Source organism: Candidatus Seongchinamella marina (genome assembly GCF_026262685.1).
GTDB classification, from domain to species: domain Bacteria; phylum Pseudomonadota; class Gammaproteobacteria; order Pseudomonadales; family Halieaceae; genus Halioglobus; species Halioglobus marinus.
Genome location: NZ_SHNP01000011.1, coordinates 25,193 through 50,343, shown reverse-complemented (window position 1 = coordinate 50,343; position 25,151 = coordinate 25,193). Strand labels below are relative to the sequence as shown.

25 protein-coding genes, 4 tRNA genes and 1 pseudogene are annotated in these 25,151 nt (G+C 52.3%); 12 read left to right on the top strand and 18 right to left on the bottom strand.

All coding sequences use genetic code 11. The features are described 5' to 3' along the window. The 6 genes from EYC87_RS19200 to EYC87_RS19175 form a co-directional block, all read right to left on the bottom strand. A partial coding sequence (locus EYC87_RS19200) for a GTP-binding protein (RefSeq protein WP_279254321.1) occupies nt 1–126 on the bottom strand: 126 nt, incomplete at its 3' end. Between the two features lie 87 nt (nt 127–213). Next, nucleotides 214–289, bottom strand: a tRNA-Thr gene (locus EYC87_RS19195). A 17-nt stretch (nt 290–306) separates the two neighbouring features. Then, nucleotides 307–380: transfer RNA gene (locus tag EYC87_RS19190), tRNA-Gly, on the bottom strand. A 75-nt stretch (nt 381–455) separates the two neighbouring features. After that, nucleotides 456–539 (bottom strand) — tRNA-Tyr (locus EYC87_RS19185). Nucleotides 540–832: 293 nt separating this feature from the next. After that, nucleotides 833–908, bottom strand: a tRNA-Thr gene (locus EYC87_RS19180). Nucleotides 909–1,173: 265 nt separating this feature from the next. Beyond that, the gene (locus tag EYC87_RS19175) at nt 1,174–1,866 is read right to left on the bottom strand and encodes a hypothetical protein (RefSeq protein ID WP_279254320.1); all 693 of its coding nucleotides are present in this window, start codon (nt 1,864–1,866) and stop codon (nt 1,174–1,176) included. A gap of 239 nt (nt 1,867–2,105) precedes the next feature. Between EYC87_RS19175 and EYC87_RS19170 the strand changes: the two genes are divergently transcribed. Further along, nucleotides 2,106–4,043, top strand: a complete 1,938-nt coding sequence (locus EYC87_RS19170; protein ID WP_279254319.1) for an acyltransferase family protein — start codon at nt 2,106–2,108, stop codon at nt 4,041–4,043. 12 nt (nt 4,044–4,055) lie between these two features. Here EYC87_RS19170 and EYC87_RS19165 read toward each other — a convergent pair whose 3' ends face one another. Both EYC87_RS19165 and birA read right to left on the bottom strand, forming a co-directional pair. Further along, entirely contained in the window at nt 4,056–4,787 is a 732-nt protein-coding gene (locus EYC87_RS19165) for a type III pantothenate kinase (protein WP_279254318.1), read from the bottom strand. After that, nucleotides 4,784–5,764, bottom strand: a complete 981-nt coding sequence (gene birA, locus EYC87_RS19160; protein ID WP_279254317.1) for a bifunctional biotin--[acetyl-CoA-carboxylase] ligase/biotin operon repressor BirA — start codon at nt 5,762–5,764, stop codon at nt 4,784–4,786. Before birA ends, EYC87_RS19165 begins: the two co-directional genes overlap by 4 nt. Before the next feature lie 100 nt (nt 5,765–5,864). On the opposite strand from birA, the gene EYC87_RS19155 reads away from it, so the two are divergent. From EYC87_RS19155 to EYC87_RS19145, 3 genes are read left to right on the top strand one after another with little or no spacing between them, the layout of a single operon-like run. Then, nucleotides 5,865–6,209 (top strand): hypothetical protein, encoded by a 345-nt coding sequence (locus tag EYC87_RS19155; RefSeq protein ID WP_279254316.1) that lies wholly within the window; start codon nt 5,865–5,867, stop codon nt 6,207–6,209. Continuing rightward, the gene (locus EYC87_RS19150; protein WP_279254315.1) at nt 6,179–7,774 is read left to right on the top strand and encodes a cation:proton antiporter family protein; all 1,596 of its coding nucleotides are present in this window, start codon (nt 6,179–6,181) and stop codon (nt 7,772–7,774) included. The genes EYC87_RS19155 and EYC87_RS19150 overlap by 31 nt, the downstream gene beginning before the upstream one ends. Next, on the top strand, nt 7,775–8,311 hold the full coding sequence (locus tag EYC87_RS19145) for a YaeQ family protein (protein ID WP_279254314.1): 537 nt from the start codon (nt 7,775–7,777) through the stop codon (nt 8,309–8,311). Here EYC87_RS19145 and EYC87_RS19140 read toward each other — a convergent pair. Continuing rightward, a complete protein-coding gene (locus tag EYC87_RS19140; protein WP_279254313.1) occupies nt 8,280–9,512 on the bottom strand; it encodes a sterol desaturase family protein in 1,233 nt (410 codons plus the stop codon). The two genes, EYC87_RS19145 and EYC87_RS19140, sit on opposite strands and share 32 nt — an antisense overlap. Before the next feature lie 4 nt (nt 9,513–9,516). Then, a pseudogene (locus EYC87_RS19135) lies at nt 9,517–10,065 on the bottom strand (DUF2959 family protein); the annotation flags it as partial. A 237-nt stretch (nt 10,066–10,302) separates the two neighbouring features. Here EYC87_RS19135 and EYC87_RS19130 point away from each other — a divergent pair. Beyond that, entirely contained in the window at nt 10,303–11,718 is a 1,416-nt protein-coding gene (locus tag EYC87_RS19130) for a DNA-3-methyladenine glycosylase 2 family protein (RefSeq protein WP_279254311.1), read from the top strand. After that, nucleotides 11,715–12,182, top strand: a complete 468-nt coding sequence (locus tag EYC87_RS19125; protein ID WP_279254310.1) for a methylated-DNA--[protein]-cysteine S-methyltransferase — start codon at nt 11,715–11,717, stop codon at nt 12,180–12,182. The genes EYC87_RS19130 and EYC87_RS19125 overlap by 4 nt, the downstream gene beginning before the upstream one ends. Before the next feature lie 23 nt (nt 12,183–12,205). Here EYC87_RS19125 and EYC87_RS19120 read toward each other — a convergent pair whose 3' ends face one another. From EYC87_RS19120 to cysQ, 3 genes are all read right to left on the bottom strand, one after another. Continuing rightward, nucleotides 12,206–13,102, bottom strand: a complete 897-nt coding sequence (locus EYC87_RS19120; RefSeq protein ID WP_279254309.1) for an MBL fold metallo-hydrolase — start codon at nt 13,100–13,102, stop codon at nt 12,206–12,208. A gap of 16 nt (nt 13,103–13,118) precedes the next feature. Next, nucleotides 13,119–13,370, bottom strand: a complete 252-nt coding sequence (locus EYC87_RS19115; protein WP_007228109.1) for a YdcH family protein — start codon at nt 13,368–13,370, stop codon at nt 13,119–13,121. A gap of 85 nt (nt 13,371–13,455) precedes the next feature. Then, entirely contained in the window at nt 13,456–14,301 is an 846-nt protein-coding gene (cysQ, locus tag EYC87_RS19110) for a 3'(2'),5'-bisphosphate nucleotidase CysQ (protein ID WP_279254308.1), read from the bottom strand. A gap of 105 nt (nt 14,302–14,406) precedes the next feature. Here cysQ and yrfG point away from each other — a divergent pair, with 105 nt between their 5' ends. Then, nucleotides 14,407–15,072: a GMP/IMP nucleotidase gene (gene yrfG, locus EYC87_RS19105; protein ID WP_279254307.1), complete on the top strand. Its 666-nt coding sequence runs from the start codon at nt 14,407–14,409 to the stop codon at nt 15,070–15,072. Nucleotides 15,073–15,088: 16 nt separating this feature from the next. After that, complete coding sequence (locus tag EYC87_RS19100; RefSeq protein ID WP_279254306.1) at nt 15,089–15,487, top strand: RNA-binding S4 domain-containing protein; 399 nt, start codon at nt 15,089–15,091, stop codon at nt 15,485–15,487. Nucleotides 15,488–15,505: 18 nt separating this feature from the next. Here EYC87_RS19100 and EYC87_RS19095 read toward each other — a convergent pair whose 3' ends face one another. Then, the gene (locus EYC87_RS19095) at nt 15,506–16,708 is read right to left on the bottom strand and encodes a GGDEF domain-containing protein (protein ID WP_279254305.1); all 1,203 of its coding nucleotides are present in this window, start codon (nt 16,706–16,708) and stop codon (nt 15,506–15,508) included. 145 nt (nt 16,709–16,853) lie between these two features. Here EYC87_RS19095 and EYC87_RS19090 point away from each other — a divergent pair, with 145 nt between their 5' ends. The 4 genes from EYC87_RS19090 (at nt 16,854) to EYC87_RS19075 (ending at nt 21,356) form a co-directional block, all read left to right on the top strand. After that, nucleotides 16,854–17,564, top strand: coding sequence for an SGNH/GDSL hydrolase family protein (locus tag EYC87_RS19090; protein ID WP_279254304.1), 711 nt, complete (start codon nt 16,854–16,856; stop codon nt 17,562–17,564). 65 nt (nt 17,565–17,629) lie between these two features. Further along, entirely contained in the window at nt 17,630–19,582 is a 1,953-nt protein-coding gene (gene dxs / locus EYC87_RS19085; RefSeq protein WP_279254303.1) for a 1-deoxy-D-xylulose-5-phosphate synthase, read from the top strand. After that, nucleotides 19,570–20,457: a rhamnan synthesis F family protein gene (locus EYC87_RS19080; RefSeq protein WP_279254302.1), complete on the top strand. Its 888-nt coding sequence runs from the start codon at nt 19,570–19,572 to the stop codon at nt 20,455–20,457. Before dxs ends, EYC87_RS19080 begins: the two co-directional genes overlap by 13 nt. Then, the gene (locus EYC87_RS19075) at nt 20,454–21,356 is read left to right on the top strand and encodes a glycosyltransferase family 2 protein (RefSeq protein WP_279254301.1); all 903 of its coding nucleotides are present in this window, start codon (nt 20,454–20,456) and stop codon (nt 21,354–21,356) included. Before EYC87_RS19080 ends, EYC87_RS19075 begins: the two co-directional genes overlap by 4 nt. Before the next feature lie 36 nt (nt 21,357–21,392). Here EYC87_RS19075 and EYC87_RS19070 read toward each other — a convergent pair whose 3' ends face one another. Genes EYC87_RS19070 through EYC87_RS19055 form a run of 4 tightly spaced genes read right to left on the bottom strand, consistent with a single transcriptional unit; the run spans nt 21,393 to nt 25,147 of the window. After that, a complete protein-coding gene (locus EYC87_RS19070) occupies nt 21,393–22,550 on the bottom strand; it encodes a glycosyltransferase (protein WP_279254300.1) in 1,158 nt (385 codons plus the stop codon). 49 nt (nt 22,551–22,599) lie between these two features. Then, the gene (locus EYC87_RS19065; protein ID WP_279254299.1) at nt 22,600–23,376 is read right to left on the bottom strand and encodes a class I SAM-dependent methyltransferase; all 777 of its coding nucleotides are present in this window, start codon (nt 23,374–23,376) and stop codon (nt 22,600–22,602) included. A gap of 9 nt (nt 23,377–23,385) precedes the next feature. Next, a complete protein-coding gene (locus EYC87_RS19060) occupies nt 23,386–24,303 on the bottom strand; it encodes a class I SAM-dependent methyltransferase (RefSeq protein WP_279254298.1) in 918 nt (305 codons plus the stop codon). A gap of 4 nt (nt 24,304–24,307) precedes the next feature. Beyond that, the gene (locus EYC87_RS19055; protein WP_279254297.1) at nt 24,308–25,147 is read right to left on the bottom strand and encodes a class I SAM-dependent methyltransferase; all 840 of its coding nucleotides are present in this window, start codon (nt 25,145–25,147) and stop codon (nt 24,308–24,310) included. Nucleotides 25,148–25,151: the final 4 nt, after the last annotated feature.

Below are 25,151 nucleotides of genomic sequence, written 5' to 3'. Positions count from 1 at the left end.
GCCACCCCAGACTTCCGCGCATACGCGTGTCAGGGCTGCTGTCAGGGTAGTTTTACCGTGGTCAACGTGACCGATGGTACCCACATTTACGTGGGGCTTAGTACGTTCGAATGTTTCTTTTGCCATTACGACAATCTCCTATGACACCGGCCGTAGCCTTTGCATTGAACCGCTTACGTTTAACAAACTAACTACAATTTCTCACTGTAGAAGTGGAGCTCATAACCGGATTTGAACCGGTGACCTCTTCCTTACCAAGGAAGTGCTCTACCGACTGAGCTATATGAGCCCTGAGCCTTCTAACTCTGGAGCGGGTGGCGGGGATCGAACCCGCATCATCAGCTTGGAAGGCTGAGGTTCTACCATTGAACTACACCCGCTGCGCTCTAAACCAAATTTCCCTTCCAGATCAACGAGTTAACCCGATGGACGCGCTTCCAGACACTCCCGGTATTTGGTGGAGGGGGGTGGATTCGAACCACCGAAGCTTTCGCGTCAGATTTACAGTCTGATCCCTTTGGCCACTCGGGAACCCCTCCAGAAGGCGGCACATTGTCCGTATCGACCCCCCTCTTGTCAACCACTTCTCCCAATAAAATTATCGACTTACGCACACTATTGCACTTATTTTTCAGGTAGCGATATCAGGGCCTGTTAACCCTCTTGAAGAGGGATTTAGAGCGATCGTTTTTTAACCGATTTCCAGGTTATCGATGCCTATATATAGAAGGCACAAACTTTATCGACGAAAACACCCAGAAAGTTAGGGATAGTGAGGCGAAAGGCCTTCTTGCATCAATATGGAAGGAACAGACCATAAAGTAAGAAAATATGGAGCTGGCGAGAGGAATCGAACCCCCGACCGGCTGATTACAAATCAGCTGCTCTACCTACTGAGCTACGCCAGCTAAGCGCAAGATGGGGCAGACAAACGCCTGACCCGTTTTGAGGTCGGGGATTTTAGGGAAAGTGGGGGTGGGATGCAATAGCGAAGTCACTAATTCGCTCCCCGTATACTGCCCTTTGAGCGCTATGAGCTAATCATCAGGGAGGGCCGCCTCTTTGGAGCTCGTCAGCCTGGGGGCAAAAGAGGTCCAGGAGAGTGAGAGTGAGGTATATAATCGCAGTTCAAAACGATGTAGTTGTTGAAACGACCTAGAAAACTAGACCATTTCAAGATTCATCTTCTTCCTCGTCATCTTCATCATCTTCCTGATCGCTGTCCTCGCCCTTATTTTTACCTTTGGCAAAGCCATTTCCGGGATGATCATCGTCCTTTGCAGTTTTTATATTGATGCGACTATTCGCCTCACCCACCAGCAGATTTTCGGGCAAGTCCAGATCCAGTACAATTTTTAGAAATTCCCTGGCTTCTTCCGCCAAGCTCAAGCTGGCCTTACGAAGCTGAACGACGTTTCCCTGAGTAAGCACCTCAAATTCAGCCCCACCTGGGGCGGCGAAATCGATGCGCCCTATAACGCTATCATCGATGGATACTAGCGCTGTGATCATGGGTCTTATTTCGTCTTCTTCATCCTGAATCGCATCGATACGAAGGTTTTCAATCGTGACCTGACCCACAATTGCAGCGCAATCAATGTTTATACCGCCTCGGTGATCGACCTCTCCCTCAAGATATTCAAGGTCAAGAGCACCACCGCTCACCGGAAAACGCATGCGCTCCACGCCAGGCTTAACAACACCAGGCTTGACGCGGGTAACGTCACAACCGTCTAGTTGGAGCAAAAAATCCTCTGATACCCCGATTGATGTATGACCACCTTTTATTTGAACAGTCGGCGCTCCCTGTGCCGCAAGAGCTAGCAAGCCCGCAGACATCAAAAAAATGCGCAATATTGCTTTCATAACATTTCCTTTCATACACACGACAATCGGATGGCCTTCATTTAATTGTTGGCCCGATTCTGCAGATTGTCCAATAGCAATTCGTTATTATAAGACATTCCAGGAGGTTATGACTGCCCTTGAACGGACTGGGCTAAATCTCTCTGGTAACCTTATGCATCGCTGCTTGCTTTGTCCAACTGTCCACAAGGAACTAACCATGCTATGGCGACAGGGTTTTTTACACTGAACACTCGGCGATGAACAACTACCGTCCCGATATCGACGGTCTCAGGGCTTTTTCAATCATCGCGGTGGTTGTATATCACGCCTTCCCCACACTCCTGCCTGGAGGCTTTGTAGGAGTGGACGTGTTTTTCGTCATTTCCGGCTACCTGATTACGGGAATAATTCTGCAGGGTCAGGCCAAGGCAAAGTTTTCGATCATCGAATTTTATCGCCGTCGCATCCAAAGAATTATTCCCGCTTTACTGTTAGTCCTGCTGTTTTGTCTAATCGCTGGCTGGTGGGTTCTGCTTCCCTATGAGTACGCCATGCTGGGCCAGCAAACTGCCGCTTCCTCTGTGTTTGCGCCCAATATCCTGTTCTGGACTGAGGCGGGTTACTTCGATACGAACAGTAAGCTAAAGCCACTGCTGCACCTGTGGTCACTGGGTGTGGAAGAACAGTTTTATCTGCTTTGGCCACTGGCCTTGCTATTAGCTGCTCGCTGGCCCAGCCGCATTGTCTTCATAATAGCGGGACTAGCCCTGTTGTCTTTCAGCATGGGAATAACGATAACTAATGACAATGCGGCAAGTTTTTTCCTGCCTCAGTTCCGCGTGTGGGAGTTGCTCCTGGGTGCACTAATCGCCGCCCTGCCCCTAAGCAGGGTGTCGGTCACCGCCAACAACCTGACAGCAATGGTGGGACTAGGCCTGCTAATGTGTGCCGTAGTATTTATCAACCGTGAGCGGGACTTTCCCGGATGGTGGGCCCTGCTACCTACCTTTGGAGCAGTGCTACTCATCTGGTCAGGGCCCAGTCATAGACTGGCGCAGTTAATGGGCAGCTCCGTACTGGTGCTCATCGGCAAGATCAGCTTCCCACTCTACCTATGGCATTGGCCCTTGCTAACATTTGCCCGGATCATGGAGCAAGGAGAGCCAAGCGTTGAGATTCGGCTGGTGGCTGTGACTATAAGCGTGCTCCTGGCCTGGCTGAGTTATCGCCAGGTGGAATCGCGGTTGCGCTATCACCCCGGGAGATACACACCAATGATTTTGCTGGCCTGCCTATTCACATTGGGAGCAGCCGGTTATGCCATTTTCAAAAAAGATGGATTTCCCGAACGCACCGCGGAGCTCAATGCTAGTGCCGGTGCCTTTTATTGGCAGGAACTGGGCCTTCATGAAAGAGATGACTGCAGCGAGGCATTAGGCCTTGCCGGGCGCTGCCTCAGCGATGGCAAACCACCGCAAATTGCCGTCATCGGTGACAGCCACAGTACCAATACCTTCTTCGCTCTGGCACATCACTACCGCAGCTCCAATATTGGAGTGGTGCGCCTCGGTCGGGGCGGCTGCCCGCCACTGTACGGGGTGGCAGTTCAAGATTCCGGCAACCTGGATTTTTGCAAAGACGTTACCCGAAGTCACCTGGATTGGGCTATCCAAGACCCTGCGCTGACTACTGTCTACCTTTCTTCAATGGGACCGATGTACCTAAACCAGAAGCAACCGCGCTATGTGCTTCGAGATAATTCGACCCCGACGGCGACTAACAACCGCCTTATTTTTGCTAATGCGCTGGATAAAACAATAGCTATGCTGTTAGCTGCCAATAAGAAAGTCGTCTTGGTTATCGACTGGCCCGGGCTGGGCTTTGATCCAAAAACCTGTCTAGACATACGCCCGGTGCGCTTGTCAGGCTTTAAACCCAGGGACTGCGAAATACCCCGTCAACGGCACAACAAGCGTGAAAGTGAATATCGGCAGATCATTCTGAACGCGTGGCAAAAGAACCCACAAACTTTGCTGTGGGATACGCCAAAAGCCTTTTGCGACGCCAAAAAGTGTTACGGCATGCTGGATGGAAAAATGCTTTACCGCGATCCAGCACACCTCTCAATGGAAGGCTCACGTCACCTCGCAGAAGCACTCGAACTGGAGGCCGCGCCGGCCAAACTAACCCGCTAGCCCAAATATGATCTAGGGTGCAGCCGCCATAATTTCCAGGCCCTCGAATACCAGTTCAGGTATAAACTCTCCGCCCCGGTCTAGAAGTTGCTGCAGCACTTGTCCCGCGCCGCCGCAGAATATCAGCGCCGGAGGTTCGCTCGCGCAACCATCAAGCACGATCGATACAGAGCCCACCTGCGCAACAGCTATGCCATGGCGAACGGCTTCGGCCGTAGAAGACCCCGGAGCAAGGTCGTAGCTCACCTCATCGGTAAACCGCACCCTGTCAGTATCCAATAGCAGGGCCCGCTCCATCAGTGCAGGCCCCGGAATGATATAGCCGCCCTCATGCTGCCCTGTTGCGCTGATCAGATCGATAGTCAATGCCGAGCCTGCGTCCACCACACACACTCGTTTGCCGCAACGCGCTCTGGCACCCAACATTGCCAGCCATCGGTCAACACCCATGCGTGCTGGATCTGCATAGCTATTACGTAAGTCACCTGTGGCAGCGGGCGTTCGAGCAAACCATGGTGTCACGCCCCACCGTTGCTCCAGCATCTCCCTCAGTTCTGCTTCGGTGTCACCCCCGGCCACGCTGGACACCCAAATCTGATCAACGCTGGCAGTAGATTCCAGCAATTCACGTTGCGTGTTGGCATCGGCAGCGCTATAGCGCCCGCGGCTCAGCACGTCGCCCTGCTCCAGCAAACGCCATTTGGCGCTGCTGTTTCCCACGTCCAGTTGCAGACATAGACTCATGATGCTGGCCTCAAGGAAATTTCTCCGCCGTATATCGCCTGCACACCGGCGCTGACGGTTTGCAATAACAAGGCACCACGTTTATCTACTCCCATGGCCTTTCCCGCCATCTTTTTATTACCGCTGTGCAAAACAACGTCTGCGCCAGCGTAAGCGTCCAGTAAAAGCCACTCGTCACGCCAGGCCTCAAAGCCAGTGGCCTCAAAGCTGGCCAACATCGGTAGCAGTTCATCGAGAATAGCGGCCAGCAGCAGATTGCGATCCAGCGGACTGCCTGAGTTGATGCGACTGGCATCGGTCCATGATTGATCAATCGCCTCTGCCGCTTTGCCTGGCATGCTCACGTTGACACCAATTCCAACCACCACCTGACAGGCGCCAGCGGGATCACCCGTCATTTCCAGCAGGATACCGCCCAGTTTCGCGCCCTCGTATAACAGGTCATTAGGCCATTTCAGTTGCACCGGTGGCACACCGCAGGCTGCCAACGCTCGCGCAACCACCACCCCCACCGCCAGGCTCATACCTTCCAGCACGGCGGCACCCTGCTCGTACTCCCACACCGCAGACAGGTAAAGATTACGAGCATAGGGGCTTACCCACTCGCGCCCGCGACGACCCCGACCAGCGGTTTGCTGTTCTGCAGTGCAAACGTAGCCGGAACCGCGACCGGCGGCAATCTGGGACATGGCCTCGGCATTGGTCGAACCGATAGCATCACGCAGGTCCAGCATCGCCAGCAAGGGTAATGAGTCCACGGCCATGGTGTCTCGCACCGCCTGCTCATCGAGCAACGTAATACCGCCTGGAATACGATAGCCCTTACCTTTGACAGATTCGATCTCCAGACCCAGCTCTTCCAGTTTGTTGAGCTGTTTCCAAACGGCAGTACGACTCACCCCCAGCAGGTCGGCAAGGTCCTGACCGGAAACGAACATTCCTGACGACAGCAGGGGAAGAAGTGAAGTATTTGGCATAGGGCTCTTGGTGTTTCCAGAATGGCGAAATAATAACAGAAGCGGCCAACAAGCCGCAGTGCCACCGAATTATCCACAAAAAAATGGTACATTCGGGGCTATGCCCGATCACTTGATAAACACCCTGCGACTGCTCGCCGCCATATTGGTCACCTTTTCCGGCGCAGGAAAGGTCGCTTCCCTGTGGTTTAGGGAGCTTGACCAACAAGCCGTAGCCGCATTGTTGCTGGGCACCGTTTACTTGATCATTGGCCTCGGCTTGTTCGGCCAGTCACGCTTCACTCTGTTTGTAGCGATAAGCGTTTGTTCTCTGGTCTCCCTTTACACACTCAAATCAATCGCGGTGTTGGAACCCCTGCAACAGGCAGGACTGGTAGCAGATTTAATCACTATTGTCCTGAGCACCACGGTACTTTGGCACGTACGCAACAGGCCCAGCGTCTAGTCATGCTCGACCCCATCATCATTCTGATCGCACTGGCAGGTGGCCTCGCTAGCCGAGCGCTGGGACTGCCCGCGTTAATCGGTTACCTGGCTGCCGGCTTCGTGCTGCATGAAACTAATATCGAGGGAGGTGAACTGCTGCAGGGCCTGGCGAACCTGGGCGTTACCCTGCTTTTATTTACTATTGGCCTCAAGCTTTCTCCGGCAGAGCTACTCAAACCGAAAGTATGGGGCACCACCATCATTCACATGGCCTCAATGCAATTGTTCTTTATGGGCGTGCTTTGGCTGGCAGGGCAACTCATGCCAGGCCTCGGCCTTGCCATGAACGAGACCCTGATCATTGCATTCGCATTAACCTTCTCCAGTACCGTTTTCGTCATTCAGGTGATGCAGGAGCGCGGCGAAATGTCGTCTCGGCACGCCAATCTGGCCATAGGCATCCTGGTGATTCAGGACCTGGCAGCTGTCTTGTTCCTCTCTGCTACCAAGGGCACCATTCCTCATGTGGAAGCATTGGGCCTGATCCTGTTATGGCCGCTGCGTGGTGTAGTCACCCGACTCATGGAGCGGGCCGGGCACGGCGAACTCTTCACCCTCTTTGGCCTGGGCCTGGCTCTGGGCGGAGCGGCATTGTTTGACTATGCCGGCCTTAAGGGCGATCTGGGCGCGCTCGCCATTGGCGCGTTACTGGCCGGCACCCAGAAATCCAAAGAACTCTATCGCAACTTAATGAACTTCAAAGACCTGTTCCTCGTGGGTTTCTTTCTCACCATAGGACTGGACGGCTGGCCAGAAGAAGAGGCCCTCCTTCTCGCCCTGGTGCTGGGTGTATTGGCAGTGTTCAAGGTCACGCTCTACTTCCCGCTGATGACATGGCTACACACCACGCCCCGCACGGCCCTGCTAAGTGCCAGTATGATGGGCAACTACAGCGAGTTCGGCCTCGTTGTGGTCGCCGTAGCAGCAACAACCGGCTGGATAGGCAGCGAATGGGCCAGCGCGGTGTCACTCGCCATCGCTACCAGTTTTGTATTGTCTTCCCCCCTCAGCAATCGAGCGCATCAGCTTTACCGGCGCTATCACAAATTTTGGCTGCGGTTTGAATCCGCTCGGGTGATTGAGCAAAAGCCAGACACAGACGGAGCTAAAATCATCGTGCTGGGAATGGGCAATATTGGCACGGGCGCATACGACGCTATAGCAGAAGAACATGGCTACGGGGTACTCGGTGTTGATCTCAACGAGCGCAAGCTGAGCCAGCATTCACGCATGCATCGACGTGTGGTGACAGCCGATGCATCCGACCCAGATTTTTGGCATGGAGTGCAGTTAGATCAAGTGGAGTTGGTGCTTCTAGCGCTCACTCATCACGAGGAAAATATGTTGGTAGGTAGCTTGCTGAAGGATCTGGGGTACGCCGGCCGCATGGCCGCCGTGGTGCGCTTCGCAGAAGAAGGCCGCGAACTGGAGCAACACGGCTTCTCTGCATTTAATCTCTATGCACAGGCAGGCGCAGGCTTTGCCGATCATGCGGTTGAGCAACTAAAGAACCAGGACAACTGAATGGCCCTCAAACCAACTATCTACAAAGCCCAAATAGAACTGGCCGACTCTGATCGAAATTGCTTCGATTCACTGTCTGTCACTATCGCCCAGCACCCCTCCGAAACACTACAGAGAATGGCAGCGCGACTTTTAGCGTACTGCCTGAACAGCGCAAGAAACCTGGAGTTCACCAAGGGACTGTCTACCGCTGATGAGCCAGACATCTGGCGTCATTCCGATAGCGGTGAAATACAGCAGTGGATTGAAATCGGCCAGCCCGAAGAGCCTCGACTGCGCAAAGCTTGCGGCAAATCCGGTGAAGTAAAACTGTATGCATTTGGCAAAAGCGCAGATACCTGGTGGAAGCTCAATAGCGAGGCGATCGGCGGGTTGCCGAGAATAGAGGTGTGGAAATTTGATTGGGGAGAGGTGGAGGCACTCGCCGGACTGATCAGCAGAACCATGCAACTCAATGTCAGCGTGGTTGGCGGTGTGGTTTACATCGACAATGGCAAAGACTCGATCAGCCTGGAACCGACGCAGCTGCTCGGTTAAACGGCGTAGCAAGAGACCTTAAAAAGATCACGTTCAAACCCACATAAAAGACTCCCACCCACGCAATCGCAGCACCGTTTAACGCAGTCACAAGAACCAGCAGCCCGAGAAACACCAGACGCAATTTCTCCCAAAACATCACCGCATCAGCACCCTTTGCCTCCAGCCAGAAGGCCGTAGTCATGGTGGTTGCCAACAACGAAGCCCAAGCGGCTACGCCGCCCCAATAGTCAGGCTGCGCACTTTCCATCCAGCCTAATAACAGCACCACAGCAACCAGTTGGAAAAAGCCATACCAGGACACCCGCCCGGGTACCGTAGGGTCATACTTCTCGAAAGTGGAGAGGTCATTCTTATTGCGCGGATACTTTTCTGCCACATCTGCGGGTTGCCAGCCAGTGCGGGCGACCCATACTTTCAGTTTGTCCTGCCATCGCTGCGCGCGCCAGCTGTCTTTCGCCATATCGACGTAAACGTGAGTAATCGCTTGAACGGGGTTAAAACTGCGCAGCGGTCCGCGAATACCGAAAATCACCGGCTGCTCTTTCAATTCTTCCTGGAAGGTACCAAACAGTCGGTCCCAAAGAATGAAAACGCCACCGTAGTTGCGATCCATGTAGATATCGTTCTGGGCGTGGTGCACTCGATGATTGGAGGGTGTAATAAAAAACCACTCATACTTGCCAAGCTTGGGTATGTGCTCGGTGTGCACCCAGAACTGGTAAATCAGGTTAAGCGAGCCAACTGTCACCACGACCTCGGCGGGAATGCCAAGCGCAAACATGGGAACGTAAAACAACCAGCTAAATAAGAACCCGGTGCTGGTTTGGCGCAGCGCCGTGCTCAAGTTGTATTCTTCACTCTGGTGATGCGCCACGTGCGAGGCCCAGAGAATCGTTCGCTCATGGCCCAAACGATGGAGCCAGTAATAGCAAAAATCGTACAGTACAAAGGCCAGCATCCAGGTCCACCAATGAGAGCTGTCCATAAGGGAAAGGGCAAAGTACTCGGTGACGAGATAATAGATGTAGCCGCCAATCCCCAGCGTGACAAACCGTCTGGCCTGGCTCAAAACTCCCATAAACAAACTGCTGACCGCGTCGTTGAGGCGATAGGTGTTGCGTCCTGTGGAGACGCCATAGGCCAACTCCACCACGATTAGAAGGATGAAAAAAGGAACTGCGAAAACAATTAAATCCATAGTACTACTTCATACTGGCGATAAAGGCGTCGGAAGAGGCAATAGACTTACGCATCTCCACGATTAAAACCTCTATATCCTGCTCGATCCGGCTGAATTCAACCTGAAGAGATGCCACCGCTTTGGCATTCAGGTTATGTTTGAGATACAGCACATTATCGTTCATCGCTCGTAGCACTGGGTCCATCTTCGCTTCCGATTTACGCATGGCTGTCATCATCCCGTTATAGCGACTGCGTGTTTCTCGCAATTTGGCCTGACTCTCAGACTTGAGCCGGGCGTTGGAATACTGGTTAATTTCTTCCTCCCACTCTGCAAACAGCGACTTGGCCACGTGCTCCACTGCGTTGATCTGCTCCGTCACTTTCTCGGCAGCTTCTAAGGATGACTCGTACTCATCGGCGACCTCTTCATAGATATATTCCAGATCGCCACCATCAAAGTCAGTCAACTCAGACAACTGCTCCAGCGCATCCTGAAACTGCTCCTCGGCATCCCGTGGGCTCTCCACCCTGTCAACCAGAATATCGCGCTTGTGATAACCCACCTGCTCTGCGGCCTCGTATTAGGCAGACTGGCATGCAGCAATCAGTAAAACCAGGGGAATAACTAAAATAGCGCGCATGGACACCTCGAAGTATAGCGGGACATAAAGATTGGTCGGCATTGTCGAACATACATCAGCAATGCGCGAGCGCTAATTCTAATACGCAGGACGCCCAATTACAGCCGGTCTATTGAGGGCCGATTTTGGCTAGTACACGACTGGTTAGAGGTCTATATTGGGACCATGGACTCTGAACAACCTCAAGCACAGGTATTAGACGCCGACCTCTGCAGCCGGGCACGCATGTCGCGAGATCCCCGTTTTGATGGCGAATTCTTTCTCGCGGTTAAAACCACAGGTATTTATTGCCGCCCAATATGTCCAGCGCGAGCACCCGCAGAAAAAAACGTGAGCTACTTTCGATTGGCAACTCAGGCAGCCGCAGCAGGTTATCGCCCCTGCTTGCGCTGCCGCCCGGAGTCTGCCCCGGGTAGCCCCGCTTGGGAAGGCACCACGACCACCGTTCAAAGAGCCCTGCAACTCATTCGGCAGAACGCGCTTAGCGAAGGAAGCCTGGGGGACCTCGCTGATCGTCTGGGCATTGGCGAACGCTATCTACGCAAACTGTTCCAGCAAGAGCTGGGAGTCTCGCCACAGGCAGTCGCACTCAACCAGCGCCTGCTGTTCGCCAAAAAGTTATTGGCCGAAACAGGACTTCCTCTCACTGAAGTAGCCTACGCCGCAGGTTTTGGCAGCGTTCGACGTTTCAACAGCGCGGTGAAGGATCATTTTAGGTTGACCCCCTCCAACCTGAGGGGTCGGCGCAAAGCCCAGGGTAGTGCCGACATCCATTTACAATTGCAGTATCGACCTCCTTACGACTGGAACGGTGTCGTGGACTTCCTGTCTCACCATGCCATAGCAGGTGTCGAAGAAATTATTGACTCGCGCTACCTGCGTAACTTTCGAACGACGGCTGGCGTCGCCCAACTGGAAATAAAGCCGCACAAAAATAAAAATGCGTTGGAATTGCGCCTACAACTGCCGGACAACAGTCGCTTGATGTCGACCGTGGGGCAGGTGAGGCGAATGTTCGACCTGGACGCTAACCCTGAACAGATCAGCGCATTGCTGCAACAAGATCCCGCTCTAGGCCAGCTTTCAAAGCGGTCGCCGGGGGCCCGTTCCCCCGGGCATTGGAGCCTGTTCGAATCTGCCGTGCGCGCAATTGTGGGACAACAGGTGAGCACCGTTGCTGCCCGCACCGTTTTGGCGAGGCTTGCCAAGGCTTGCACTAAAGAGGGCATAGTCACATTTCCGGGCGCCGCTGACATAGCCGCCCTGACAGACGAACACTTCCCCATGCCCTCTCGCCGCAGGGAAACCCTGCGCTCGCTTTGCCAAACCTATAGTGACCGCGAAGACGAGCTCACGTTGGAGGCGCTGGCAGACTTCAAGGGCGTGGGCCCATGGACCGTGGGCATGGTTGCCGTGCGCGGCGCCGGCGACCCGGATGTATTTCCCACTGGTGACCTGGGTCTTGAGCGCACCTGGGCAAACTTGCCGGGTAGCGAAGGCAAATTAAATGATGCCGCAGCACGATGGCGCCCGTGGCGCTCCTATGCGGCCAATCTGCTCTGGAGGAGCTATACCCCATGAACTACCAATACCTGAGTAGCCCGGTCGGAAAGCTGAGACTGGTTTCCAACGGTGAGTCCCTCGTCGCCATCGAGTTTGAAAATCTGCAAACAGCTACTATTGAAGGCGAGGAACGCATCGACCCCGTATTAAAAGCCTGCGGCGATCAGCTTAAGGAGTACTTTGCGGGCAAACGACAGCACTTCGATTTACCGCTTGCGCCCACCGGCACCGAGTTTCAAAAAAACGTGTGGCAGGCACTGACAGCCATACCCTTTGGAGAGTTACGCAGCTATCGTGATATTGCCGAGAGTCTGGAAAAGCCAAAAGCCGTAAGAGCGGTGGGCGCAGCCAATGGACGCAATTCCCTACCGATTGTGGTGCCCTGCCATCGCGTGATTGGTAGTGACGGATCTTTGACCGGGTTCGCCGGCGGGTTAGACGCTAAGCGGGTGCTGCTGAGACTGGAAGGGGCGATTGAGTGAAACTCCGCCTTGCTCTGCGGCTTCTACAAACTAGCCGCAATAAAACCAATCCACATCGGCTCTTTGATAAAGCCCTGACCAAAGGAGTCGTATTCGACACCAAGCCCATTTTCAGCAATTTCGTCCACCGTCCTACCTGACTGCAATAGCGCAGCAACCCGGCTCACAGAGGACTTTAACATCGTCACCCATTCTTGCAGATCCTGTTTACTCAACAGCGAGGTGCCATGCCCGGGGACGATAATGGTCTGGTCATCAATCATCGCGAGAACCTTCTCTAAATTGCTCAGGTAGCCCAGCACGTTGCCACCGGAGCCGATATCAACAAACGGAAAGGCATTCTCAAACACATGGTCGCCAATGTGCACCACGTTCTGCTCGGTAAAGAACACCACTGAGTCGCCGTCGGTGTGTCCGGTGGGAAAATGCTGGACCTGAATGACATCGCCATTGAAGCGCACGGCAATCGAATCCTCATAGGTCACCACCGGCAAGGCCGCCGCTGGACTGGGTTCTACCACTCGGCCCAGGGCTTTCATTTCCTGGCGGGTGCTCATCCGCTGATAAATGTTTTCATGCGCCATAATCACCGTGCCCTGCGTGCCCCAGTGCTCATTGCCGCCCACATGATCGCCATGCCAATGTGTATTCAACAGGAAGCGCGGCGATGCGGCATCTGGATCTATACCAGCTATTGCTGCAGCATGCGCTTCTGCCCAGGGCGCATAGTCGGCATCGATTAGCAGCACCCCGTCATCGCCAATAGAGGCGACCAGGTTGCCCCCACTGCCATCGAGCATATAAAGAGGCCCCTTGATGGGCGTTACTGTCACTTTAGGAGCGTCTTCAGCTTGTGCAGCGCACAGGCTTGCTGCCAGCGTCATCACGAGGCCGGTCAATATAGAAAAAGTCTTGTTCATTGTGTTTCCGAAGGGGTCAGGCGTTGAGATCTGGGATCATGTCGTCTTTTAAATGCTCGATGGCATCTTTCAGGCGAAGTTTCTCTTTTTTTAGGCGCTGCAGCAAAATGTGGTTCTGGTAGGGGAATTCGTACATTTCGTGAATTCGGGCGTCTAATGCCCTGTGCTTGGTCTGTAACTCGAACAGGCGCATGGCCGGGGTCATCACCTCATTGGCAGCTTCCTGGTTTGCGGAACCATTGAAGCTTATGTCCGTAGTGTCAGTCATGCGTTCATCAGTCTACATCGTGCGATATTCGATCCGAGTGAAACACTATACTCACATGGATTACCGGCACAAGCATTGTTAGTCACTATTCGGACAAGCCCACCCCACTGGCCAACAATTGTGCCCAAAGTGGATTCGCTGGATCGCCCATGGCAAGGAAATCTGCGCTTAGCAGAGTGTCCCGGCAGTTATAACGCAAGGGGGCGCCATCCAGCCCCAAAAGCGCGCCTCCGGAGGCCTCCAATAGCGCTTGGCCAGCGGCGGTATCCCACTCACAGCAGGGGGAATAACGGGGATAGAAATCTCCCTTGCCGGCGGCCACCTGACAGAACTTCAGAGCGCTGCCGCTGTTGTCGCGCTCGATTTCACCCCAGTGTTCTTCCAGCCAGCGCAGACAGGACTGCAAGCGGGGGCCTCGGTGACGACGGCTTGCCAATACAGTCATTGGGCTCCCCTGCACCAGGGATCGGGATAGCAGGTCGGAGTAACTCCACATTGGCCCCCGGTAAACTCGCGCTTCATGTCCCGGAATACCCACATAAGCCTGCTGTGTGAGCGGCAGGTAAATGATACCCAACACGGGCTGGTGATCATCTATCAGCGCGATGTTAATCGTGAATTCGCCGGTTCGAGCTAAAAACTCCTTGGTGCCATCCAGGGGGTCCACCATCCAGAAAGTGGTCCAGTCATGGCGCTTTGCCTTGTCTTCATCGCTGGACTCTTCAGACAGTATTGGCAGCTCAGGAGTAATCTGCTGCAGCCCGGCCGCGAGAATATCGTGGGAGGCTAAATCTGCTTGAGTGAGCGGAGAATCATCGCCCTTGGACTGGTATTGATCCGCACCCGGTGCATAGTAATGATCGGCTATAGCCTGCCCCGCTGACAGGGAGAGCTCCAGCAGAGGTGAAATGAGGGCGGAAAGATCGCGCACGTAAGACTCCATCGAAAAGATTTTATTATACGCCCAGCGCAGTCAGGATGCGCGCCGCTCGGCGACAGGGCATAATCCAATCATCTTTCAAGGTTTGGCATTTTCATGATCGACTGGAACGGCATAGACACGGTACTACTCGATATGGACGGCACCCTACTGGACCTGCATTTCGATAACTTCTTCTGGATGCACCACATACCCAAGGTCTATGCCGAGACTCACCAGCTTGGCAATGCCGAATCTACCAAGAGATTGCATGCCGCTTTTAGCATCGACCAGGGCACCCTGGACTGGTACTCACTGGATTTCTGGTCAGACCGGCTAAAATTGGATATTCCTGCCATTAAGCGTGAGGTCAAGCACATGGTGAGCGTGCGCCCACACACCATGGACTTTCTGGCCAGGCTGCACGAGTCGCACCAGGATGTGGTAATGGTGACCAACGCCCACCGTAAAACCCTGGATATCAAAATGGAACACGTAGACATCACTGGCTGGTTCGACCGGGTGGTGGTGTCTCACGAACTCGACGCACCCAAAGAAGAGCAGGCTTTCTGGCACCGCCTGCAGGAGTTACACCCCTACGACCCCAAGCGAACGCTGTTGATCGATGATACCGAGCGAGTGCTAGACTCGGCCCACCAATATGGCATTGCCCATCTGCTGACGCTACTGCAGCCAGACAGCCAGCGACAAAAGCGCATTGATACCCGCTTTCCTGGAATCCATCATTTTGACGAGATAATGCCGGAGGCGACACAGCCGTGAGCGCGGAAACAGCATCATGAGCGGAAACTTCAACAGCGACAAGCTGCGTCTGGACAAGTGGCTGTGGGCCGCGCGCTTCTTCAAGACCCGCAGCCTGGCCAAAGCCGCGATCGAAGGTGGCAAGGTGCATCTGGATGGCCAAAGAGTGAAGGTTTCTAAGGAAATATCAGTGGGCGACACCCTGCATATCCGCCAGGGCTGGGATGAAAAAGTGATTGAGGTCAAAGCACTCTCTGGCCAACGGCGTGGTGCCGAGCAAGCACAGCTACTTTACGAGGAGACCGAAGCCAGCATCAAAAAGCGAGAAGCAGAAGCGGTGGCCCGCAAGGCAGCGGGAGGAATGATTGATAAGCCGGTCAACAGGCCTACCAAGAAGCAGCGCAGGCAGATACACAGGTTTAAGCAAGAACAGTAAGCGCGCCGCTATGGCACGCTACCAGGACACAGAAATTCGATCCCGCCCTGTCTTCTTGGCCTCATACAAAGCCTTGTCCGCGCGTGAAATCACCTCTGAGGGCAGCATGTCACCATCCGGCTGCACCGTCACAACGCCCTGGCTCACCGTTAACACATCAGCAACCGAGGAATTCTCGTGAGGAATTGCCTCGAGCTCTACCAGTTCTTTCAAACGATTAGCGGTGCGCATAGCCGAGTCGTGCGAAGCACCCGGCAGCAGCAGAATAAATTCTTCACCGCCATAACGCGCCACCACCTCGCCCGCACGGCTGGTGGCTTTAGTCATGATATCGGCAAGCTGCTGCAAGACAGTATCACCAGCGGGATGGCCATAGGTGTCGTTGTAGTTCTTGAAGTAATCCACGTCCAGCAGCACGACCGAAAGATTAGTGCCGCCGCGGCGAGCACGATTAATTTCTTCTTTGAGCGCGGTGTTCACCAGGCGCCGATTGCCCAACCCGGTAAGCTCATCAATATTGGCCAGGTCTGTCAGCTGGCGACGGGCATCACGCAACTGTTTATTACGATCCCTAAGGGAAGCCGTGAGATCACCCAACTCCTGCGACATGGTTTCCCGCTCCCAGTTGAGGGAAATCATATTGCGAAAGGATATATAAACCCGGTTGCACACCACCACCAACACCGCGCAGAACGCCAACAGCGACAGACCGATCACCAGGTTATAGGGCTGCTCCCAATAATGAATCAGACTCCACCACGCAATAGGCCACAGCGCTGTAAACACATAGACCAAGAAGTACTCACGGATAATCACCGAGAAGCCCACCGAGATAGCGGTGATCATCACAATCAACAACAGGAAGGTGTACTGCATGGTAACGGGTACATGTTGGGCGGCATATATGTAGACCGCCGCCCACACCGAGCCGGTGGCTGCAGCACCCAGTATAAGTTTGAAGTAGACTCTTTTCGCGTTGGTCAGGTAACTACGATTCACCAGCGCATTACTCATTTGTAGTGAACGCAGCAGCAGTAAAATCAGGAACGCAGCGCCCCATAGTAAAATCGCGGTGATATTCAGAAATGGCCAGAAAATGGCCATGGTGGCGGCCACACCAATCAGGTGAGCCGTCACGGTTGCCAGCTGCCCATTCTGCATGAGCATCTCTAGCTGGGCGGCAAAAAGCTCCTCCCGGGGTATGTGGCGTTGATATATCATCCCGTTATCCTACATCTCATCCTTGAAAAGCATACACCTAGCAGCCAAAGCTGCGACCCCTGTCACACCCTTATTGGGGCATTTATTGCCCAATTCGACTATTTCAGCGACACTTGGGACAAAATAAAGGACCAAAACAGATCCTGTGATTTCCTGGAAGACATTACGCACCCTCTGCCTGGTAATGCTATTGCTACCTGTCGTGCATCTGGTTTACCTGATTTCGCGAGATACCGTGGCCACTCTGAACAACTCCCCGGATGCCTGGGCGGCAGAGATCGATGCCTACGCGCGCCAGGACCGAGCCTCTCAACTTCCCGATAAACCAATCTTGGTGGTTGGAGGACGGCGAGTGAAACTCTGGCCGGACTTGGAAGAATTACTGGCACCCCGCCCTGTCCTCATGCGCGGTCTGGGCGACGCTACAGTAGATGACCTCATCCACAACTACGAAAGACTGATTGGCTTCTATCGGCCAGGCAGCATTGTGTTGCTTCCCAGCAACAGCGAATTTCACCTCCGCGCCAACAAAGACGCCGAAGCACTCGTGAGCGGTATTGTTGAACTCGTGGAACTGAACATCGATCATCAGTCGAAATGTCATTTTTATATTATTAGCCCACTCAAAACCCCGCTTTATCCCAGCGACAATACCACGGTCGATAAATCCATGCGCCTGCTTCAGGAATGGGCCAGTGATATCACTCACATCGAAATTTTGGACATCAACGCACTGCTGAAAAAAACCACCGGAGAACCCAATCCTTCTTATTTTCGCGCTGACGGGGTAAACCTCAATGAACATGGGTATTTGCGCTTATCGATATTGCTAAAATCGGCCATCGAAGCTGACTAGGCTGTGTACGCTAATTCGACAGACTGAGGCCCACACCAACATCGATTTGCGATAGAATTGGAAACATGTCTTCGGAAATCCCCCTCACACCTCCCGATACTCCGCTACTGAGCGCCGTCGACGCAGACAGATCGGTGCTAAACGGGTTCGATAAGGTTCAGCTAGAACAGCTGGCCGAGGAGCTGCGCGCCTACCTCTTATACAGCGTAGGCCAATCGGGCGGGCACTTTGGTGCTGGCCTGGGTGTCGTTGAACTCACCGTTGCCCTGCACTATGTATTCAATACCCCGGAAGACCGCATCGTCTGGGACGTGGGCCACCAGACCTACCCGCATAAAATTCTCACCGGCCGCATGCAGCAAATGCACACCATGCGCCATGCTGGTGGCCTATCGGGCTTTCCCAAGCGCAGCGAAAGCGAGTACGACACCTTCGGTGTAGGTCACTCATCAACAAGCATATCAGCCGCCATGGGCATGGCCCTGGCTGCGCGCCAACAAGGCAGCGATCGTAAGGCGATTGCAGTGATAGGCGACGGCGCCATCACCGGCGGCATGGCCTTTGAAGCGCTGGCGCACGCCGGTCACGAACGCCCCAACATGCTGGTGATACTCAACGACAATCAAATGTCCATCGGCCACAATACCGGCGGCCTGGCGACTTACTTTGCCAAAATCTGGGCCACCAAGACCTATCTCGGCATGCGCGAGCGTTCCAAACGCTTCTTGCAACGGTTCAGCTTCCTTTGGGAATGGGCCAAGCGCACCGAAGAACACATGAAAGGCATGGTTGCGCCAAGCACCATGTTTGAGGAGTTAGGCTTTCACTATATAGGCCCTCTCGACGGCCATGACCTGCCACAGCTGGTGAAAACACTCGAAAATATGAAGGACCTGGAGGGACCACAGTTCCTGCATATCCGTACCGTGAAAGGCAAAGGCTTTAAGCCGGCCGAGGAAGATCCGGTGGGCTACCATGCGCTTAACAAAGTAGAAGCCAAACCCAAAGGGCCGCAATCATCAAAACCTTTGAAAATGAAGCGTTTAAAATACCAGGATGTATTTGGCCAATGGCTGTGTGACACTGCGGAAACTGACGCGCGCCTGGTTGGCGTCACACCAGCCATGTGCGAAGGGTCTGGCATGGTTGAGTTTGCAGAGCGATTTCCTGATCGTTACTACGACGTGGCAATTGCGGAGCAACACGCGGTCACACTAGCAGCGGGGATGGCATGCGATGGCATGAAACCAGTGGTAGCAATTTATTCCACGTTCCTGCAACGTGGCTACGACCAACTGATTCATGATGTCGCTCTACAAAATCTTGATGTGACTTTTGGCATAGATAGGGCCGGCCTTGTAGGGCAGGATGGGCCCACACACCACGGCGCCTTTGATCTCAGTTACCTGCGCTGCATTCCCAATCTGGTCATCGCGGCGCCCTCAACCGAGAATGAGTGCCGACAGATGCTGCATACTGCCTTCCATTATCCAGGGCCGGCGGCGGTGCGTTACCCGAGAGGGACTGGTTCGGGTGCAGCTATTTCTCAGCAAATGACAGCACTAGAGATCGGTAAAGCGGAGAAAATTTTCGATGGATCGAAAGTGGCGATACTGAGCTTTGGCTCAATGCTCGAAACCGCAAAGCAGGTTGCTGAGTTGGTAGACGCGACACTGATCAACATGCGTTGGATCAAGCCCTTAGATAAGGAGATGATACTGCTACTTAGCGCATCACATAAGCTATTTGTCACTATCGAAGATAACGTGGTCGCCGGAGGCGGCGGTTCGCTGGTGGGTGAAGTGCTTCATCAACATGGAAAAACCAATGGCCTGCTCTCACTGGGCCTACCTGACGAGTTTATCGATCACGGCACCTGCGAAGAACTTTATAAGAGCTGCGGCATCGATGCTGAAAGCGCATCCCGCAAAATTCGACAAAAGCTGGAGCTTGAAGAAAAATCCGCTGAACTCTCCAGTCCCTTAATGAAAAAAGACATATCAACATGGCCCAGGTAACTAACACCGCCTGTGTTTTTGCACACTTTGATATTTCAAACATAATCGACGAATACGTACTCTACTACCTGGATGCGCTCACACAGCAGTGTAGTGAAATTATTTTCGTCACAACGAGCAGCCTCGATGAAAAAAGCCGACAGGCACTCCACACCAGAAACATAGCTTTTATCGAGCGCACCAATGAGGGTTATGATTTTTACAGCTATAAAAAGGGGTTAGAGGCTCTAAAGCTGAATAAATTCGATGAGTTAATCCTCTGCAACGACAGTGTCTATGGCCCGAGTTCAGCGCTACAACCGATCATCGAGGAGATGCGCGATCGTCCGTGTGACTTTTGGGGAATGACCGAAAGCTATGATCTCGCGCGGCACCTACAGAGCTACTTTCTTGTTTTCAACCAGAAAGCTTTTCTTAGTGAAACCTTTCAATCTTTCTGGAACAACCTAGCCATTATCGATAACAAACGCGAAATTATCGAATCATACGAGGTCGGGTTGAGTCGGTCGCTGGTGAAGGACGGTCTTACATTTCAGGCAGTGGCTTCGTTCGAACATGAGAACCAGACGAAGCGAATCCTCAGATCATGGAAATTTTATTTCGGAGCAATGCGTAGGCGCTGGAACGACAAGCGATTCTGGCAACTGGTTTACTCATTTCTTTTCACCGGAATGAAAATCAGCGTAAACCCCACTCATACAGAGTGGAGATCAATACTGGAGCACCACGGAGTCCCCTTTATCAAAACTGAATTGCTGAGGGTCAATCCCACTGGGGTAAAAAACCTGCATGAGATTTATTCTGTTCTCGAGAAGGAGACTGATTATCCTGTCACCCTTATCAAAGCTCACCTGTCGAGAGTCACCAACATTTGAAACCAGAAGCCAGCAGCGAAAAATATTCTCCGCCGGCATACACCGACGTTGCGCTGGTCGTTATAACTTACAACCCTTCGGAGCAATGTGTCCAGAATATAGCCGATGCTTCCAGACAGTTCTGCAAATGCTTTGTGGCCGACAATTCAGACCCACACGCACAAGCGCTCTCTTACTTACGCGAGACATCGCATATAGAAATTATTTCCAATAACGAAAACCTGGGGCTCGCGGCAGCGCTGAATGAATTGGCAAACATGGCGCTAGAGAGGGGCTTCGCCTGGATAGTTACTACAGACCAAGACACTCTCTTACTTCCAAATTTTTTGCAAGAAATGCTCTCGAGCAAAAACCCCTACCCGGCCAACCTCGCTGCTGTGGGTTGTAACTACCGGCACGACGCAAAGGCAGGGGCTCGTTTCAAACCTTCACCCCAGCCGCGTTTCAAAGAAAAAGCGACAGTAATCACCTCAGGTTGCCTGACCAATCTGGGAGCCTGGAAAACGATTGGTGGTTTCAATACAGATTTCTTTATCGACGCCATTGATCACGAGTTCTGCTTACGACTTCGCAAAGCCGGTTTTGCAGTGGGACTCAACCCACGGGTACTAATGCACCACGAAATTGGCGAAAATTCTGATTCGAAATACCGCAGCTATTTCGTTTCCCCGCACCAACACCCCTCATGGCGGAATTACACCTCTGCACGCAATACAACTTATACGATGAGACACCACTTTCCTCGGGAGGCCCGATGGTGCCTCAAACGGAGTCTAAGCCTTACCCTGGAACTTGTTGCAATATTTATATTTGCTGACAAAAAAATCGAACGCGCTAGAGCTTTCTTCAAGGGCATCCGGCACGGCTGGGCGGGGAAGCTGGAGGGTGTGGCTATATAAACAGACGCAGGGAATACGGCGGAGTCCTCAATATTATCAGAGTCTTTCTAAAGCTCGCCGAATACTCTTTCTTAAAATGCTCCGACCTAGATATAAATCATAAAATTCGCGCGTCGCTATTGCCGCGTCGATCTCTACAAACTGATCTTTTGCCTTTGCTATGCATTCAGCAAGAGCTAGGCTATCGTCCGCCTCGACGAAAAACAGCCCAGTTGGAACGACGTCCTGCAGAATGTCGTCGAACGCTGGACTTCTCCGGGTCACCAAGATGCGATTTGAAGCAAGCGCTTGATAGGCCTTATAGGGCACAACATTGGCTGCCTTTTCCGTGCTTGCGAAGATACCCAGAATACAGTGAGCACGACGGACTTCTTCCCTTAGCTCGGCAGCACTCACTAAGACTCTCTTCCAGCTCAGGTTCGTCGGCTTCAACTGCGAAATCAGCTCGGCTAATGTGTCCGCCACCTGTCCATCACCGATCAACTGAAAGCAAATTTCGGGATGAGTTTTCTCCAATAACTTTGCCGAGCGAATAATCGTATCTATCCCATGAAGCGGAATGCAGGTTCCCCAAAAGAGAACCCTGAACGTTCCCGTCATGCTCGCTTGCGGTAGTGGAGTCCACACAGACTCATCGATTCCGACGGGAGTGACGACCAGTTTGACCAAAGGTTGCTGGTACTGAATACAAAGACTTCTCTTTTGCTGCTCGGTATCTATAAATACCAGCGACGACCTAGACAGCGTCCTGCGTTCAATACTTCTAACAAGCCTAGCCAGCAGCCCGCCAGGCTTCAATAAGCCGCGATCGTATACCAGAGTGTCATGAAGGCAAAAAAAAGCATCCACCAGAATGGGTTTCTGGCGATCCTTCCGACCTATCAGAAGCAATAAAAAAAAGAGGTTTATGTAAGCCGGATACGGTACAAAGTAGGCGCTGGCTTTCCCAAGCTGCCCTCGTTGTCGGGCGAGCCCAAAAAATTCGTTCAGAGATTTGAACGCAAACAGAACTACCCGGTTCAGGAAGGTTTGGGGTTTTTCCTTAGTATCTAGGTCAGTTGATGCAGACCCAATTCGATACGACTGCTGGTAACACTCAGAAACCGCTGTAACTAATTCGTTATTTCTCGAGTACAATTCGGAATCATTAAAACTTCCAAAAATACACAGCACTCCATCGGCAGCCAAACTCATTTTCCTCTCTCCGCTCCAAGCAATCGTTCCGAAGGCTATGCAGGCAATCCTACTCGTCGGACCCGACTTTAATGTGCCTTGGCTCAGCGACGTTGCCTTTTTCTATAACCAGAATAGAATCGTAAAAACGGACACTGGCTATTTCAGTTTTATCTAGCTGTTCCTGTCCATTATCGTGGTACCAACCATGCATGTCATCAACGAGTGTTTTGCCAAGCTCCACTGCCGTTCCTTTCCTGCGATATCCCCCTCCAAATATCTCAGCCCAATAGGAGGTGTGCATATCCTCAATGACATACAAACCTCCGGTCCTTAAACGCGGAAATAACAGGTTAAACGTTATTAAGATATGGCTGGCCACATGCGATCCGTCATCGAGAATAACATCGAGTGGCCCGCCCATTTCCTCGACCACGTCTGCTAAAAATCCGGCGTCCGTCTGCGAGCCAATCCTGACTTTATTCGGTGGATCGACGCGGCTCCGGCAGGCTGGATTAATATCGATACCCGTTATTATGGCCTTTTCGCCGAAGTACCGTCTCCATAGTTCAAGTGAACCTCCCTCGGATACTCCGATTTCAAGAAACCGTATTGTAGCGCCTCGTAACAAAGCAAATTCTCGCTCATAAACTTCCAAATAATGAGCCCACTTATGTATGCAGCGTCCAGAATGGAAGTAGAAAAGTTTTTCGATTTCACGCTCCGCGGCATTCGAAAATGCTTTAATCTCCTGGCGGCTCGCAGCATACGAGTCGAACTTTCGGTTCGAACCCTGTAAAAGACTCGGAAAACGTCGTGCTATTAGCAATTTGATAGCCGAAAACATCTTTTATTTTTACTCTTGTGGTGAGGCTTTATCAGAAAAAGAAAAGAGTCTTCCAGCCGAACGTCCGAGTTTATTGGCCAACCCAACCATAGATCTGACATTGCCAGAAAAGCCGCTGACCCCTCCCAATTCTCTCTGCATTGACTTCATTAACTGCAACCTGCTTTCCCTGGCCCCCTGCGCCGACCGTGACAATGTGATAAAGAACTCACAGCCGCTGGTAGAAAAAAATGAAGCCTCTTTCAGAGGACATAACCCAAGGGAGTTAAGATCTTTAATCACAAGTCGAAACAAACTGGGTGTAAAGCACCAGGCATGGACATCCATGTATCTCTCGTCTTTACTAGCCTGCTCAATATAAGAGACTGCCTGTTGATAGTCGTAAGCCAGAGCACTCTCTCCATGAGCAAACTTACTCCATGCAATGGCGCCTCCCTTATTTGAAGAATAGAGGTAGTGTTCCGCTACGGCGCCAATGGAATGACGGGTTCTTTTCTCGTGAAAAGCTTCCAGCACCTTTGACAGGCCCGTCGGTGCTCGATACTGATCGAAAATGTAACGGTAGTCAGGAACGGCTAACGACAGCATACCTTCATCATTCAAAACCTCATTGCAGTTGAGCAAAAAAGAGACAATGTCAGGTGTGTGCTCGATGACATGAGATGCAATGATCCAATCATAGTAACTCCTCTTCCCCGTGAGCTCCGCGTACGATTCCCCTTGCCATATGTGGTCGACCTTCTCGATGGAGTTAATGTCTACCCCATGTCCGGTGTACTTATCGATAAGATCTTCAGCGTTTGCATGATCGATGATTTCAACCTTGAAGCCATCTTTTTTTGCAGCAATAGGAGCGTGACTTGGACCAATTTCCAACCCTATTCCGTCACGGTCGATGCTACAAAGAACTGCCTCCTTTCTATCCATGCTTCTACTTTTCTCGGAATGCTAACAATTTACTCATCAAGACCTGCCTCGCCCATCGGAACTTTAGCTTTCGTAGCCGGTCTATTTCAGATTCGTCTGGTGTTATTTTGCTATACAAGTCTTCTCCGCACGCATCATCGGCTACTCTTGGTAATGCGCTGAGAACATATTGAAAAACCCAAGATTCAGTATCGCTCTCGACATATCGCCTAATGGCTCTAGGTAATTTCAAAAAACTCTCACCACGGTTCTGCTGATATATAGGTGCAAAAACTCTAGAGAATTTCGTCACCTCGAGGCCACAGTTTTGAACAAAATCATAGGCACTTGCTGCTGTAAAGAAACGCAGGTGAGTTCGATCCAAAATGCCTTCGTCAGCATATTCAAACTGATTCAACAGTAAACCCAGTTTTATCGAGCCATGCGTCACGTTTGGAATAGATATAAGAAAAGTTCCGCCAACGGCCACCAGCGGGATCAAACGCTCAATAAGCAATGTGGGATGACGAAGGTGCTCTACAATGTCTCCTAATAAAACGTAATCGAAGTTTTCGGAAATTTCGTCTAGAGCGCCCGCTTTCTCGAGATCCAGGTGGTGTAGAGATTCATAAGCCTTGCTTGCTTTCGCGATCCGCAACAGTTTTTCATCATTGTCTATTCCAACCACGGTGCACTGCATTTCACGATGTAAATGCGCACCCACCACACCCGAGGCGCATCCAACGTCCAGTACGCGACTCCCAAAATTAATAGCATCGATCATCTGCGAGTGACTGTTATCCATCACTCTGACATCTATCACAGTATCGTATTTGATCCCACTTTCACTTTCAGGCGATGACATACAA

What these genes read in the sequence shown, in the direction of transcription:
- EYC87_RS19080 (WP_279254302.1), top strand. Translation starts at nt 19,570, where the DNA reads ATGGCCCAGGTAACTAACACCGCCTGTGTTTTTGCACACTTTGATATT.
- dxs (WP_279254303.1), top strand. Translation starts at nt 17,630, where the DNA reads ATGTCTTCGGAAATCCCCCTCACACCTCCCGATACTCCGCTACTGAGC.
- yrfG (WP_279254307.1), top strand. Translation starts at nt 14,407, where the DNA reads ATGATCGACTGGAACGGCATAGACACGGTACTACTCGATATGGACGGC.
- EYC87_RS19155 (WP_279254316.1), top strand. Translation starts at nt 5,865, where the DNA reads ATGCCCGATCACTTGATAAACACCCTGCGACTGCTCGCCGCCATATTG.
- EYC87_RS19055 (WP_279254297.1), bottom strand. Translation starts at nt 25,147, where the DNA reads ATGTCATCGCCTGAAAGTGAAAGTGGGATCAAATACGATACTGTGATA.
- EYC87_RS19065 (WP_279254299.1), bottom strand. Translation starts at nt 23,376, where the DNA reads ATGTTTTCGGCTATCAAATTGCTAATAGCACGACGTTTTCCGAGTCTT.
- EYC87_RS19175 (WP_279254320.1), bottom strand. Translation starts at nt 1,866, where the DNA reads ATGAAAGCAATATTGCGCATTTTTTTGATGTCTGCGGGCTTGCTAGCT.
- EYC87_RS19145 (WP_279254314.1), top strand. Translation starts at nt 7,775, where the DNA reads ATGGCCCTCAAACCAACTATCTACAAAGCCCAAATAGAACTGGCCGAC.
- EYC87_RS19095 (WP_279254305.1), bottom strand. Translation starts at nt 16,708, where the DNA reads ATGATATATCAACGCCACATACCCCGGGAGGAGCTTTTTGCCGCCCAG.
- EYC87_RS19060 (WP_279254298.1), bottom strand. Translation starts at nt 24,303, where the DNA reads ATGGATAGAAAGGAGGCAGTTCTTTGTAGCATCGACCGTGACGGAATA.
- EYC87_RS19125 (WP_279254310.1), top strand. Translation starts at nt 11,715, where the DNA reads ATGAACTACCAATACCTGAGTAGCCCGGTCGGAAAGCTGAGACTGGTT.
- EYC87_RS19100 (WP_279254306.1), top strand. Translation starts at nt 15,089, where the DNA reads ATGAGCGGAAACTTCAACAGCGACAAGCTGCGTCTGGACAAGTGGCTG.
- EYC87_RS19170 (WP_279254319.1), top strand. Translation starts at nt 2,106, where the DNA reads ATGAACAACTACCGTCCCGATATCGACGGTCTCAGGGCTTTTTCAATC.
- EYC87_RS19120 (WP_279254309.1), bottom strand. Translation starts at nt 13,102, where the DNA reads ATGAACAAGACTTTTTCTATATTGACCGGCCTCGTGATGACGCTGGCA.
- EYC87_RS19140 (WP_279254313.1), bottom strand. Translation starts at nt 9,512, where the DNA reads ATGGATTTAATTGTTTTCGCAGTTCCTTTTTTCATCCTTCTAATCGTG.
- EYC87_RS19115 (WP_007228109.1), bottom strand. Translation starts at nt 13,370, where the DNA reads ATGACTGACACTACGGACATAAGCTTCAATGGTTCCGCAAACCAGGAA.
- EYC87_RS19130 (WP_279254311.1), top strand. Translation starts at nt 10,303, where the DNA reads ATGGACTCTGAACAACCTCAAGCACAGGTATTAGACGCCGACCTCTGC.
- EYC87_RS19070 (WP_279254300.1), bottom strand. Translation starts at nt 22,550, where the DNA reads ATGAGTTTGGCTGCCGATGGAGTGCTGTGTATTTTTGGAAGTTTTAAT.
- EYC87_RS19165 (WP_279254318.1), bottom strand. Translation starts at nt 4,787, where the DNA reads ATGAGTCTATGTCTGCAACTGGACGTGGGAAACAGCAGCGCCAAATGG.
- birA (WP_279254317.1), bottom strand. Translation starts at nt 5,764, where the DNA reads ATGCCAAATACTTCACTTCTTCCCCTGCTGTCGTCAGGAATGTTCGTT.